Source organism: Pseudomonas sp. NPDC088322, from assembly GCF_044740745.1.
GTDB classification, from domain to species: Bacteria; Pseudomonadota; Gammaproteobacteria; order Pseudomonadales; family Pseudomonadaceae; genus Aquipseudomonas; species Aquipseudomonas shirazensis.
In genome coordinates this window covers 662,449-675,267 of record NZ_JBIURK010000002.1, presented here as the reverse complement: position 1 = coordinate 675,267, position 12,819 = coordinate 662,449, and the positions used below count along the sequence as shown (strand labels likewise).

General features: G+C 62.1%; 12 protein-coding genes. 5 read left to right on the top strand and 7 right to left on the bottom strand.

What is annotated here, in order from left to right; genetic code table 11:
- Positions 1-79 precede the first annotated feature (79 nt).
- On the bottom strand, positions 80-298 hold the full coding sequence (locus ACIOAU_RS07255; protein ID WP_101318479.1) for a DUF2970 domain-containing protein: 219 nt from the start codon (positions 296-298) through the stop codon (positions 80-82).
- 103 nt (positions 299-401) lie between these two features.
- On the bottom strand, positions 402-4,109 hold the full coding sequence (metH, locus tag ACIOAU_RS07250; RefSeq protein WP_150569582.1) for a methionine synthase: 3,708 nt from the start codon (positions 4,107-4,109) through the stop codon (positions 402-404).
- 164 nt (positions 4,110-4,273) lie between these two features.
- Here metH and ACIOAU_RS07245 point away from each other — a divergent pair, with 164 nt between their 5' ends.
- The 5 genes from ACIOAU_RS07245 to ACIOAU_RS07225 all read left to right on the top strand — a co-directional run bounded on the left by ACIOAU_RS07245 (position 4,274) and on the right by ACIOAU_RS07225 (position 9,732).
- The gene (locus ACIOAU_RS07245) at positions 4,274-6,583 is read left to right on the top strand and encodes a fatty acid cis/trans isomerase (RefSeq protein ID WP_181089356.1); all 2,310 of its coding nucleotides are present in this window, start codon (positions 4,274-4,276) and stop codon (positions 6,581-6,583) included.
- Between the two features lie 142 nt (positions 6,584-6,725).
- Complete coding sequence (locus tag ACIOAU_RS07240) at positions 6,726-7,760, top strand: acyltransferase (RefSeq protein WP_101318485.1); 1,035 nt, start codon at positions 6,726-6,728, stop codon at positions 7,758-7,760.
- A 58-nt stretch (positions 7,761-7,818) separates the two neighbouring features.
- Positions 7,819-8,403: a Fe-S biogenesis protein NfuA gene (nfuA, locus tag ACIOAU_RS07235; protein ID WP_101318487.1), complete on the top strand. Its 585-nt coding sequence runs from the start codon at positions 7,819-7,821 to the stop codon at positions 8,401-8,403.
- A 234-nt stretch (positions 8,404-8,637) separates the two neighbouring features.
- Positions 8,638-9,243, top strand: a complete 606-nt coding sequence (locus ACIOAU_RS07230) for an SCO family protein (RefSeq protein WP_101318489.1) — start codon at positions 8,638-8,640, stop codon at positions 9,241-9,243.
- A 6-nt stretch (positions 9,244-9,249) separates the two neighbouring features.
- On the top strand, positions 9,250-9,732 hold the full coding sequence (locus ACIOAU_RS07225) for a copper chaperone PCu(A)C (RefSeq protein WP_101322982.1): 483 nt from the start codon (positions 9,250-9,252) through the stop codon (positions 9,730-9,732).
- Positions 9,733-9,800: 68 nt separating this feature from the next.
- On the opposite strand, the gene ACIOAU_RS07220 is transcribed toward ACIOAU_RS07225, so the two are convergent.
- The 5 genes from ACIOAU_RS07220 to ACIOAU_RS07200 form a co-directional block, all read right to left on the bottom strand.
- Complete coding sequence (locus tag ACIOAU_RS07220) at positions 9,801-10,028, bottom strand: hypothetical protein (RefSeq protein ID WP_101318491.1); 228 nt, start codon at positions 10,026-10,028, stop codon at positions 9,801-9,803.
- A 60-nt stretch (positions 10,029-10,088) separates the two neighbouring features.
- Entirely contained in the window at positions 10,089-10,922 is an 834-nt protein-coding gene (locus tag ACIOAU_RS07215) for an AraC family ligand binding domain-containing protein (RefSeq protein WP_401180980.1), read from the bottom strand.
- Positions 10,919-11,233, bottom strand: a complete 315-nt coding sequence (locus ACIOAU_RS07210; RefSeq protein ID WP_101318495.1) for an AzlD domain-containing protein — start codon at positions 11,231-11,233, stop codon at positions 10,919-10,921. Before ACIOAU_RS07210 ends, ACIOAU_RS07215 begins: the two co-directional genes overlap by 4 nt.
- Complete coding sequence (locus tag ACIOAU_RS07205; protein ID WP_101322983.1) at positions 11,230-11,931, bottom strand: AzlC family ABC transporter permease; 702 nt, start codon at positions 11,929-11,931, stop codon at positions 11,230-11,232. Before ACIOAU_RS07205 ends, ACIOAU_RS07210 begins: the two co-directional genes overlap by 4 nt.
- Positions 11,932-12,023: 92 nt before the next feature.
- The gene (locus ACIOAU_RS07200) at positions 12,024-12,668 is read right to left on the bottom strand and encodes a hypothetical protein (RefSeq protein ID WP_101322984.1); all 645 of its coding nucleotides are present in this window, start codon (positions 12,666-12,668) and stop codon (positions 12,024-12,026) included.
- Positions 12,669-12,819 lie beyond the last annotated feature (151 nt).

Genomic DNA, 12,819 nt, shown 5'->3' with positions numbered 1-12,819 from the left:
TCAGTAGCGCATCACTGCTGTCGACCGTGATTGCAACCTGAACCGCCCGTGGCAGGCACCGCCACGGGCGGCTTGCCTTTCAACGGGCGGTCAGGTGCATGGCCAGTTGCACCAGGCCAATCAGCACCAGTACGAATACCAGCGTGAACAGCACGCCCAAGGCGATGAAATGGCTGGCCTTGCCATGAGTGAAGTCGCGAGCGCGGTTCTTGCCGCTCTGCACGCCCAGGGCAGCGGCAAGCACGCTGTGCAGCATCTGCCAGAAGGTCGGCGGTTTGCCTTGGCTGGGGTCGTCCATGCTGGCCTCCTGTAGGTAGCGCAGGCGATCAGTGCACAGTGTAGACCTTCAGCAGGCAGGGGCCGCGCAGCAGCCCCTGGCAGGCGCTAGCCCCTGGCACGCTTTAGTTGTCGTAACCCAGATTAGGTGCCAACCAGCGCTCGGTGACATTCAGCGCCTGGCCTTTGCGCTCGCTGTAGCGCTCGACCTGGTCCTTGTCGATCTTGCCCACGGCAAAGTACTGCGCCTTGGGGTGGGCAAAGTACCAACCGCTGACCGCTGCCGCCGGGAACATCGCGAAGTGCTCGGTAAGGAACACACCACTCTGGCCGGTCTCGCCAATGGCCGTGCCGTCGAGCAGGCGGAACAGGGTTTCCTTCTCGGTGTGGTCTGGGCACGCTGGGTAGCCCGGGGCAGGGCGGATACCGCTGTACTGCTCCTTGATCAGCGCATCGTTGTCCAAGTGCTCATCACGGGCATAACCCCAATAGTCCTTGCGCACCTGCTCGTGCAGCCACTCGGCGCAGGCCTCGGCGAGGCGGTCGGCGAGCGCCTTGACCATGATCGAGCTGTAGTCGTCGCCCTTGTCCTGATAAGCCTTGGCCACTTCCTCGGCGCCGATGCCGGCGGTAGTGATGAAGCCGCCGATATAGTCGCTGACGCCGCTGTCCTTCGGTGCGACAAAGTCGGCCAGCGACAGGTTGGGCTTGCCGTCGGGCTTGATCGTCTGCTGGCGCAGGTGGTGCAGTTTGGCCAGCGGTTGGCCATCGGCGCCGTACACTTCGATGTCGTCGTCGGCGACCTGGTTGGCCGGCCAGAAGCCGAACACCGCACGCGCGCTGATCAGCTTCTCGTCGATCAGTTTGTCGAGCATCTCGCGGGCATCCTGATACAGCGCGGTAGCCGCTTCGCCGACCACTTCGTCGGTGAGGATGCGCGGGAACTTGCCGGCCAAGTCCCAGGAGATGAAGAACGGGGTCCAGTCGATGTACTCGGCCAGGGTCCGCAGGTCGATGTCTTCCAGCACCTTGACGCCGGTGAAGGAGGGCACTGCCGGGGTGTACTCGGCCCAGTCGTATTTGGGCTTGGCAGCAATCGCCTGGGCGTAGCTGAGGCGTTCGGTGCGGGCACTGCGGTTGGCGGTGCGTTCACGGACTTCGATGTAGTCCAGGCGAGTGCGCTCGACGAACTCCGGCTTGAGCTCCTTGGACAGCAACTGGGTGGCCACGCCGACCGCACGCGAGGCGTCGGTCACGTAGATCACCGCGTCGTTGGAGTACTTGGGCTCGATCTTCACTGCGGTGTGCGCCTTGGAGGTGGTCGCGCCACCGATCATCAGCGGCAGGTGGAAGTCCTGGCGCTGCATTTCGCGGGCGACGTGGACCATTTCGTCCAGCGACGGCGTGATCAGCCCGGACAGGCCAATGATGTCGCACTTCTGCTCGCGGGCGGTCTGCAGGATTTTCTCGGCCGGGACCATCACGCCCATGTCGACGATGTCATAGCCGTTGCAACCGAGCACCACGCCGACGATGTTCTTGCCGATGTCGTGCACGTCGCCCTTGACCGTGGCCATCAGGATCTTGCCCTTGGCTTCGGGCTTGTCGCCTTTTTCCGCTTCGATGAACGGGATCAGGTGGGCCACCGCCTGCTTCATGACGCGGGCCGACTTGACCACCTGTGGCAGGAACATCTTGCCCGCGCCGAACAGGTCGCCGACCACGTTCATGCCGCTCATCAGCGGCCCTTCGATAACCTCGATCGGGCGCGTCGCCAGCTGCCGGCATTCTTCGGTGTCTTCGACGATGAACGCAGTGATGCCTTTGACCAGTGCGTGTTCGAGGCGCTTGCCGACCGGCAGCGAGCGCCACTCTTCGTTCTCGACCTCTTTGGTGGCGCCGCCGCCCTTGTAGTCGTCGGCAATCGCCAGCAACGCGTCGGTGCCTTCGGGGGTGCGGTTGAGCACCACGTCCTCGACCTTCTCACGCAGCGCAGGCGGGATCTCGTCGTAGATCTCCAGCTGGCCGGCGTTGACGATACCCATGGTCAGGCCATTCTGGATCGCGTGGTAGAGGAACACCGAGTGAATCGCCTCACGCACCGGGTTGTTGCCACGGAACGAGAACGATACGTTGGAGACGCCGCCACTGGTCAGTGCGTGGGGCAGATGATCGCGAATGAAGGCACAGGCCTCGATGAAGTCGACGGCATAGTTGTTGTGCTCTTCGATGCCGGTGGCAACGGCGAAGATGTTCGGGTCGAAGATGATGTCTTCAGCTGGGAAGCCCACTTCGTTGACCAGAATGTCGTAGCTGCGCTGGCAGATTTCGCGCTTGCGCGCCGCTGTGTCGGCCTGGCCCAGTTCGTCGAAGGCCATTACCACTACCGCTGCGCCATAGCGCTTGCAGAGGCGGGCGTGATGTTTGAAGGCATCTACACCTTCTTTCATCGAGATCGAGTTGACGATGCCCTTGCCCTGGATGCACTTGAGGCCGGCTTCGATCACTTCCCATTTGGACGAGTCGATCATGATCGGCACGCGCGAGATGTCCGGTTCACCGGCAATCAGGTTGAGGAAGCGGACCATGGCAGCCTGGGAGTCGAGCATCCCTTCGTCCATGTTGATATCGATCACCTGCGCGCCGGCTTCAACCTGCTGCAGGGCGACTTCCAGCGCCTCGGTGTAGTTCTCTTCGCGGATCAGCCGGGCGAACTTGGCCGAACCGGTAATGTTAGTGCGCTCGCCGACGTTGACGAACAACGACTGGCGGTCGATGGTGAATGGTTCCAGGCCCGACAGGCGGCAGGCCTTGGCGATCTCCGGGATGACCCGCGGCGGGTACTTGGCCACGGCCTCGGCAATCGCCTGAATGTGCCCTGGGGTGGTGCCGCAGCAACCGCCGATGATATTGAGAAAGCCGCTGGCGGCAAATTCTTCGACCACTTCGGCCATTTCTGCCGGGGTTTCGTCGTATTCGCCAAAGGCATTCGGCAAGCCGGCGTTGGGGTGCGCAGAAACGTGGGTGTCGGCTTTGGTCGACAGCTCTTCCAGGTACGGGCGCAGGTCTTTGGCGCCGAGGGCGCAGTTGAGGCCGACCGAAATGGGCTTGGCGTGACGCACCGAGTTCCAGAAGGCTTCGGTGGTCTGCCCGGACAAGGTCCGCCCGGAGGCGTCGGTGATGGTCCCGGAGATCATGATCGGCAGCTCGATGCCGTCGTCTTCGAACACCTGCTGCACGGCGAAGATGGCCGCCTTGGCGTTGAGGGTGTCGAAAATGGTTTCGATCAGGATCAGGTCGGCGCCCCCGGCAATCAGCCCGCGGGTCGACTCGATGTAGTTTTCTACCAGCTCGTCGAAGGTGACGTTGCGATAGCCCGGGTCGTTGACGTCGGGCGAAATCGAGCAGGTGCGGCTGGTCGGGCCGAGCACGCCGGCGACGAAGCGCGGCTTGTCTGGCGTCTCCAGGGTTTTTGCGTCGGCCACCTGGCGGGCAATACGCGCGCCTTCCAGGTTCATCTCATAGGCCAGCGCTTCCATGCCGTAGTCGGCCTGGGAAATCTGCGTGGCGTTGAACGTGTTGGTTTCGAGGATATCGGCGCCAGCGTCGAGGTAGGCTTTCTCGATCGCGGCAATGATATCGGGCTGGGTCAGCAGCAAAAGATCGTTATTGCCCTTGATGTCACTTGGCCAATCGGCAAAGCGCGTGCCACGATAGTCGTGTTCCTCGAGACGATAGCTTTGGATCATAGTGCCCATGCCTCCGTCGAGGATCAGTATGCGCTCCTTGAGTGCGTGCTGGAGTGCTTGGAGACGAGCGCTACGGTCGGACATAGGACTACCTGGTCGGGCGAAAAACAGAAGGTGCGGAATGATAGCAAAGCTGCGCGGTTTTTAGGTGCGTAGGGCTTTTGCATGAATTTCTCTCATGTTTACGCATCCCGCCGGCCCGTTAGATACACCGTGATGGCTTTATTCGAAACCAGGACATTCGGCACATGATTCACCGCTGTTTACTTGCCCTAGCTGGCACGCTGGCCCTGTCGGTCAGCAGCATGGCGCTGGGGCAGGCCCCGCAATCGAGCCCGGCAATCTCCTACACCCGGGACATTCAGCCGATCTTTACCAACAAGTGTGTGGCCTGCCACGCCTGCAACGACGCTGCTTGCCAGCTCAACCTGGGCAGTGCCGACGGCGCCCAGCGCGGCGCCTCCAAGGTGCCGGTGTATCAAGGCGACCGCAGCCAGGCGGTGCCGACCACGCGTTTGTTCTATGACGCCCATAGCGAGCAGGCCTGGCGCAAGCAGGGCTTCTATTCGGTGCTCGACGGCCAGGGCAGTCAGGCGGCGCTGATGGCGCGCATGCTCGAGTTGGGCCACAAGACGCCGCTGACGCCCAACGCCAAACTGCCCGAGAGCATTGTGCTGGGCCTCAATCGCAACAATATGTGCCCGTTGCCCCATGAATTCGATGCCTACGCCGGTGTTCATCCTGGCGAAGGTATGCCCCTGGCCGTCACCGGCCTGACCGATCAGGAATACCAGACCCTGCAGCGCTGGCTGGCAGCCGGCGCGCCGGTCGATGCCCAGGCGCTACAGCCGAGCGCTGCGGAAGCCAGCCAGATCGCCGAGTGGGAAGCGTTGCTAAACCGCCCAGGCTCATCCGAGGCGTTGATCGGTCGCTGGCTGTACGAACATCTGTTTCTTGCCCATATCGACTTCGTCGGTGGCCAGCCTGGGCACTTCTTCCAGTGGGTGCGTTCGCGCACGCCCAGCGGTCAGCCGGCCGACATCATCGCCACTCGCCGACCCAACGACCCGCCCGGTACTGACTTCTATTACCGGTTGGTCCCGGTGCAAGGCGTGATCGTTCACAAAACGCACATCAGCTACCCGCTCGGGCCGCAGAAGCTCAAACGGGTCAAGCAGCTGTTCTATAGTGGCGACTGGCATGCCACCTCATTGCCAGGCTATGGCCCAAGGCACCGGGCCAACCCGTTCGAGACCTTCGAAGCGATCCCGGCGGTGGCGCGCTACCAGTTCATGCTGGATAACGCCGAGTACTTCGTGCGCACGTTCATCCGCGGGCCGGTCTGCCGTGGGCAGATTGCCACCGATGTGATTCGCGACAACTTCTGGGCATTGTTCCAGGAGCCTGCACATGACCTGTACATCACCGACGCACGTTATCGCGGTGAGGCGACGCCGTTGTTGGCCATGCCCGGCCAGATCGACGACGTTGGCAGCGTGATCAGCCTCTGGCATTCCTACCGCGACAAGCGTAACGAATACGAAAAGCTGCGCCGCGAAGCCTATGCTGAAGCCCCCGCGCCGAGCTGGTCGACCTTGTGGGCCGGTAATGACAACGCGCTGCTGAGCATCTTCCGCCACTTCGACAGCGCCTCGGTGAGCAAAGGCTTGATTGGCGACGTGCCACTGACTAGCTGGCTGTTCGACTACCCGCTGCTTGAGCGCACCTATTACCAACTGGCGGTCAACTTCGATGTGTTCGGCAACGTCTCGCACCAGTTGCAGACCCGGCTCTACTTCGACCTGATCCGTAACGGCGCCGAGGTCAATTTCCTGCGGTTGATGCCCGCTGACCAGCGCGGCGCGATCCTCAGCGATTGGTACCAGACCACCGGCAAGGTCAAGATGTGGCTGGATTACGAAGACATCGACACCGATACGGCAAGCGCTTTCAAGCTCGACGAACGTGACCCCAAGCGCGACTTCGGTCTGCAATTGCTGCAGCGCACCAAGAGCCTCAATGTCACGCCCGACCCGATCAACCGCTGCCAGGGCGCGTACTGCTCGCGGCCGCAGATGAGCGCCGAGTTTCGCGATGTCGAGCAGAGCCTCAGCCGCTTGGTATCACGTCCTGCCGCAGGCCTGAAGGTAATCAATCAGCTGCCCGAAGCGAGCATGCTGCGTATCGAAGGGCAGGGTGGGCAACGCCAGGTCTACAGCCTGCTGCGCAACCGTGCGCACAGCAACGTGGCGTTCCTGCTGGGTGAGGAATCGCGCTATCAGCCGGGTCTGGACACCCTGACCCTGGTGCCGGGCGTGCTCAGCAGCTACCCCAATTTCATCTTCAACATCCCGGCCAGCGATGTCCCGGAGTGGGTCGAAGACATGGAAGCTGCGCGCGATGATCCGGCCAAGTTCGAGCGCATCGTCATGCGTTGGGGCGTGCGCCGCAGTCACCCGCAGTTCTGGCAGTACTTCCACGATCTGAATACCTTTATCCAGGAGACCGATCCGCTGGAAGCGGGCGTGCTGGACATGAACCGCTATGAAAACCTGTGAGTTGACCGCCCGGCAGGAGGGCTGATCTTTTCATCGATGTCGTGGTCCCAATAGCAAGTGGTCTGTGGTTCGGCTCGCCGCTCTCGGTGGCGCGTCTGCGCCGAACCCCAGGCTTGAATGCACCAGGACCACAGGGCATTGCATGTTGTACTCGCTTCAGGCACTTCGGGCGTTCGCCGCCTGGGTGGTGGTTTGCCACCATTTCATGCAGATATTCTTCGACTTCCACGCCAGCGGCCCCGTTGGCGCCCTGCTCGCCGAGCGCGGCGCAGTTGGGGTGGATATCTTTTTTGTGATCAGCGGGTTGGTGATCTACCTGTCGACCCGTGACAAGGACATCGTCCCCAGTCAGTTTCTGCTCAACCGCGCGTTGCGCATCATACCCGCCTACTGGTTTTACACCGCTCTGATGGCCCTGCTGCTGTTCGGCGCCAGCCGCTGGATGCCGCATCAGGTGTTCGACTGGCAGCATTTGCTGCTGTCGTTGCTGTTCATCCCGGCAGAAAACCCCGGCGGCTACGGCATGTATCCAACGCTCAATGTGGGCTGGACACTGAATTTCGAGATGTTCTTCTATCTGCTGTTCGGCCTCGCCTTCATGGTACGTCGGCGTCTGCACCTGCTGCTGGTCACGGCCGCGCTGTTGCTGGTCAGCGAAGTTCTGGGGCGGCTGGGGGTGGTCAGCCACTTCTACAACAACGGCATCATCTACGAATTTCTGTTAGGTATCGGCCTGGGCGTGCTCTACCGCCGAGGTCTGATCCGCGAGGGCTTTTGGCTGCCGTTGGCATTGCTGGCGCTGGCCGGGTTTGCCCTATACCGGCTGGATGCGTCGCTGCGCCTGCTGCACTGGGGCCTGCCGAGCGCGCTGGTGGTGCTGGCGTTCATCTCGCTTGAGCCGTATTTCCGTGGCAACCAGCTGCTCAAGATGCTCGGTGACTGCTCCTACTCGGTATATCTGATCCATGTGCTGGTGCTGCATGCTGGCTGGTTCGTCAGCGAGCGTTTTGCACTCAACCCTTATCTGGTCTTCGCCTTCTGCGTGCCGTCCATTGGACTAATGTCGTGGCTGAGCTACCAATGGCTGGAACGCGGCCTGTATCAACGGATGAAGGCCTGGATCGACGCACGTTCGGCGCAGCAGCCAGCCTGGGAGCTATCCCGAGTCAAATGCTAGGACTTTGTTCGGGGCCTGGGTTGGCGTACACTTGCCAGCAAGTCTGTGAGGAACTTCCATGAGCGCTATAACCATTACCGACGCCGCCCATGATTACCTGGCCGATCTGCTCTCCAAGCAGAACACCCCGGGTATCGGCATCCGCGTATTCATTACCCAGCCAGGCACCCAGTACGCAGAGACGTGCATTGCCTACTGCAAGCCGGGCGAAGAGAAGCCAGAGGACACTGCCCTCGGCTTGAAAAGCTTCACGGCCTACATCGACGCCGTCAGCGAACCGTTTCTGGATGACGCGCTGGTCGACTACGCCACCGACCGTATGGGCGGCCAGCTGACCATCAAGGCGCCAAACGCCAAAGTGCCGATGGTCAACGAAGACAGCCCGATCAACGAGCGCATCAACTACTACCTGCAAACCGAGATCAATCCAGGGCTGGCCAGCCACGGTGGCGCAGTGAGCCTGATCGACGTAGTTGACGACGGCATTGCCGTCCTGCAGTTCGGTGGTGGTTGCCAAGGCTGCGGCCAGGCCGACGTGACCCTCAAGGACGGCATTGAGCGCACCTTGCTCGAACGCATTCCTGAGCTTAAGGGCGTGCGCGATGTGACCGACCATACCCAGAAAGAAAACGCCTACTACTGATAGCGGTAGTGGTGCGCAAGCAGACCCGGGCAGCAACGCGCGGGTCGCGCTTCTAGCAACAATCTGTTACTGATTCAACCCCCGCGACAACAGGTCGCAGCCGCGTATTACAAGGGCTGCAGGCCGATCACCGGCTTTGTTGGGTAGATAGCTAACAGAGGTCATGCCAGAATGCTGCGGCTTTTTGACCGGCCCTGCCCAGGGGCTGGCACCTTCCCTGTAAAGGATGGTTCCATGACTGATCTGTTGAGCCGGCGTGCCGTTGTCGCCGGCATGGGCGTACTCGGGCTTGGCCTGTTGGCCGGTTGCAACCCGGCGCGCGGCCTTGATTTCAAGTACGGCAAGAACATGAGCAACGAAATCCTCGGCCGTTCGTTCCGCCTGACCGATAGCCAGGGCAACGTGCGGACCTTGTCGAGCTTCTACGGCACCATGCCGATGATCTTCTTCGGCTTCACCCAGTGCCCGGCCGTGTGCCCGACTGCGCTGGCGCGTGCCGCCCAGATCAAGAAGCTGATGGGCCGCGATGCTGGCTTCTTGCAGGTGGTATTCATCACCCTCGACCCCGAACGTGATACGCCCGAAGTGCTTGACGCCTATGTCAAGGCATTCGACCCATCGTTCACGGCCCTGACCGGTACGCCGGAAGAGATCGCCGCGGTTGCGCGGGAGTTCAAGGTGTTCTACGAAAAGGTCCCCACCGGCGACACGTACACCATCTCCCACTCGTCCACCAGCTACGTCTACGATTCGCGCAGCACACTGCGCCTGAGCCTGGGGCATTCCCTGAATGCCAAGGAATGCACAGAAGACCTGCTTACCCTGATGGAGATCTGCTAAATGGCAATTTCGCTGCAACCGATCAAGCGCGGCCTGGCCGCTCTGGCACTGATGGGCATGGCGCTGCCGGCCCTGGCCGAGACCAGCGTCAGCGATGCCTGGGTGCGAGCAACCGTGCCGCAGCAGCATGCTACCGGCGCCTTCATGGTGCTGACTGCCACCACCGACAGCAAATTGGTCGGGGTCGCTTCGCCAGTAGCCAAGGACGTGCAAGTGCATGAGATGACCATGAACGGTGACGTCATGGGCATGCGCCAGGTCAAGTCGATCGAGCTGCCTGCCGGCAAAGCCGTGAGCCTGGATCCGAACGGCTACCATGTGATGCTGATGGGCCTGCATGAGCAGGTCAAGGAAGGCACCCAAGTGCCGCTGACGCTGACCATCGAAGACGCCAAGGGCGCCAAGCAGACCTTGCAGGTCCAGGCGCCCGTGCGTGGCCTGACAGCCGATGGCAACACTGGTGGCCACGAGCACGCCCATCAGCACTGACAGCTGCCGGAGCTATTCGCTCAGTAAAGAAAGCCGCTCCCTGAAGAGCGGCTTTTTTTTGCCGAGAATCAACCGCGAAAACGTGGCAGCGGGCGGTCGGTCTTCAGCGAGGTCAGCGTTTTGCGCACCTGTGCTTCTTCAGCCTCCAGTGCCCGCAAGCTGTCGCGGATCTTGCCGGCTGCGGGCACATCACCCTGCCGGTCGATCCAAGCGGCAATTTCCTTGCACGCGCTGGTCAAGTGGGTTTGGCGCTGATTCATCAACGTCAGCAGGGTGTTGAGCTCTTTTGCAGACATGGCAGGTTCCTCCGTTCAGCGCTTGAAGTGTAGCAGCGCTGGCAGAATTTGCCGGGCGCCTCAGCGGCTCAGGCAGGCGCTGCGGTAGGCGCCAGGGGTGACGCCGTAGGCCTGCTTGAACTGGCGGTTGAGATGGCTTTGATCGGCAAAGCCCAGGGCGAACGCGGCATCGGCAGCGGCCATGCCACCCTTGAGCAGCTCCCGCGCGCGGGCCAGGCGCCGTTGCTTGAGCCAGCTGTGCGGGGGCAGGCCGGTGGCTCGGCAGAATACCCGGGCAAAGTGAAACGCAGACAAGTTAACTGCCGCCGCCAACGCTTCCAACGACGGCGGGTTGGCGAGCTGGCTTTCCAGCAGCTCACGGGCGCGGGCGACAGCCAGCGGCTCACGGCCTGGATCGCGTGGCTTGCTGCACTGGCCGTGGCGCTGGGCCAGGGCCAGCACCGCTTGGCGCCAGGCAGTCTGCTGTTGCAAGGCGCTAGCCCCGGCTTCCGAGAGCTGGTGCAACTGACTGAACGCCGCCGCCAGGGCGGGATCCTTGATCACGCTCTGCTGAAAGTACGGCATGCCCTGGCCGCTCAGTTCCAGCTCGTCGAGCACGCCCGTAACCCGTGCCTGCTCGGGATAAAAGCCCCGATAACGCCAGCCGGTCTCGTGCGCAGTAGCGCCGGTGTGCAGTTCGTCGGGGTTGATCAGGACCATGCTGCCCACCGGCGCCAGGTGCTCGCTGCCACGGTGCCAGAAGCGCTGCGCGCCCGATTCGATCACGGTGAACACATAGCCTTCATGCACATGCGGGGCAAACCGTTGCTGCACATAACGCGCGTGCAGCATCTCGACGTCGCCAAGTGCCGGCGCCTGCCAGAGGTGGGTTTGTTCACGCAGGGGTGTGCTCATGCCAGCCAGCTGCGCAGCAGGAAGAAGATCAACATGCTTACCAGCATGCTCAGCAGCACACTGCGGGTCAACAGCACCAGCGCCACAGCCACCACCGAACCGAGCAGGTACGGATTGGTCAGGCTCAGGTCAAGCTGGTGCTCAGGCAGAAAGATGATTGGCCCGCAGATGGCTGTGAGCATGCCGGGTACGGCAAAACCGAGAAACTGCCGTGCGTTGGAGCTCAGGCGCAGCGGTAAACGCGGTTCGAGAAACGCGTAGCGGTTGAGAAATACCAGCAGGCCCATGCCCAAGATCAACAACCAGATCATGCCCGTGCTCCAGCCAGTTTTTGACAGACAAAGCCTGCACCCATGCCCAGCAACCCTGCTGCAATCAATGCGGTCTCCCAGTGCCAGTAGGTGAACAGCACCGAGCTGAACAGCGATACCAGCACGCACACCAATGCCGGCACGTTGCGCACGGTGGGCGCTATCAGGGCAACGAAGGTGGCGACGATGGAGAAATCCAGCCCCAGTTGGTCCAGGTGCGGGATGTTCTGGCCGAGCACAATGCCGGCCAAGGTAAACAGGTTCCACGCCACGTAGAAGGTCAGGCCAACGCCCAAGGCATACCAGCGGTTGAACTGCTGTTGGTCGTAGTGGCTGGTCAGCGCAAAAAATTCATCGGTGAGCAGGAAACCCAGGCCCAGCCGCCAGCGCAATGGCTGGCCCGACAGCAGCGGGCGCATCGACAGCCCGTAGAGCAAATGTTGGGAGGTCAGCAGCAAGGTCGTGAGCAGGATCGACAGCAGGCTGGCGCCACCCTTGAGCATCCCGATCGCCACCAACTGCGCTGCACCGGCAAACACGATCGCCGACAGGCCTTGGCCTTGCCATGGGCTGAGGTTCGCCTCGATGGCCATCGAGCCTGCCAGCAGGCCCCAGGGAGCAACCGCCAGCGACAGCGGCAGGCTGGCAATGGCACCGTGGAGAAAGGCGTGGCGAGTGATTGGCTGACTGCTGGGCATGATGACGGCTGCAAACAACAAGGCAGCGCAGCATGGCAGAACAGCTCAAGGCTGGCTTGAACGATCTTGCTCGTCTACGGCCAGCCTGTGCTTCAGCGATTGCTGGTCAGGCGTTGCTGCGCAGCGGCGCAGCCGTTGATCTCTACTGCCTTCTGCAGCAGTGTCTGCCGATGCTGCGGGTCCAGATCACCCAGCAACCGGTAGACCTCGGCCTGATAATCGCGCTGCCGCCCCCATTGCATCTGCAACCCTTGTGGCTGGCTGCGGTTACAGGCCAGGCGCACAGCGGGTTGCGGGTAGTACTGCGCGTACAACGTGGCCATGTTGGGGATGGCTTCCATCGCGTCGCGATACGCCGGACTGGCGTTGTACGGTGGGCACCAGGTCGAAATGGCCGGCGCGGGCGGGGCAAAGCCCTGCTGCAGGCTGGCCTCGAGCAAGGGGCAGGCGGCGTCGGGAATCTGCGCGGCAGGCAGGTAGGTCATGTAATACAGCGCCAGCCGGTATTGCGCCACCGGATGCCCCAGCGCCACCGACTTTTTCAGCAACGCCACCGCGGTCGGCAGGGTCTGCGCCAGCGCCTGGCCTTGGCGGCTCAGCTCGGGGTCGCTATCGGCAACCGAGCGTAGCGGCGAGGGACTGTCGCTCACGCTGTCGGCTTGCTCGAGCAGCGGCAAGGCCTGCCGGTAGAGCAGATCAGCGTGCGGGTCGATCTGGCTCTCAAGCGCGTCTGCCATGGGCGCAGCCAGGGCGATGAGCAGGGGCGAGAACAGGACAGCACGCGTGACGATTGAACGTGGCGTGCCGCTGTTGGCAGCGTTGGAGCTTCGATGTTCTTTGCAGATGCGCATATGCCTCGGTAAATCACAGCGATGACCGGCTATTCTA

Bases quoted from the DNA above. Each gene is read 5' to 3' on its own strand.
- ACIOAU_RS07255 (WP_101318479.1), bottom strand. From the start codon at position 298: ATGGACGACCCCAGCCAAGGCAAACCGCCGACCTTCTGGCAGATGCTG.
- metH (WP_150569582.1), bottom strand. From the start codon at position 4,109: ATGTCCGACCGTAGCGCTCGTCTCCAAGCACTCCAGCACGCACTCAAG.
- ACIOAU_RS07245 (WP_181089356.1), top strand. From the start codon at position 4,274: ATGATTCACCGCTGTTTACTTGCCCTAGCTGGCACGCTGGCCCTGTCG.
- ACIOAU_RS07240 (WP_101318485.1), top strand. From the start codon at position 6,726: ATGTTGTACTCGCTTCAGGCACTTCGGGCGTTCGCCGCCTGGGTGGTG.
- nfuA (WP_101318487.1), top strand. From the start codon at position 7,819: ATGAGCGCTATAACCATTACCGACGCCGCCCATGATTACCTGGCCGAT.
- ACIOAU_RS07230 (WP_101318489.1), top strand. From the start codon at position 8,638: ATGACTGATCTGTTGAGCCGGCGTGCCGTTGTCGCCGGCATGGGCGTA.
- ACIOAU_RS07220 (WP_101318491.1), bottom strand. From the start codon at position 10,028: ATGTCTGCAAAAGAGCTCAACACCCTGCTGACGTTGATGAATCAGCGC.
- ACIOAU_RS07215 (WP_401180980.1), bottom strand. From the start codon at position 10,922: ATGAGCACACCCCTGCGTGAACAAACCCACCTCTGGCAGGCGCCGGCA.
- ACIOAU_RS07210 (WP_101318495.1), bottom strand. From the start codon at position 11,233: ATGATCTGGTTGTTGATCTTGGGCATGGGCCTGCTGGTATTTCTCAAC.
- ACIOAU_RS07205 (WP_101322983.1), bottom strand. From the start codon at position 11,931: ATGCCCAGCAGTCAGCCAATCACTCGCCACGCCTTTCTCCACGGTGCC.
- ACIOAU_RS07200 (WP_101322984.1), bottom strand. From the start codon at position 12,668: ATGGCAGACGCGCTTGAGAGCCAGATCGACCCGCACGCTGATCTGCTC.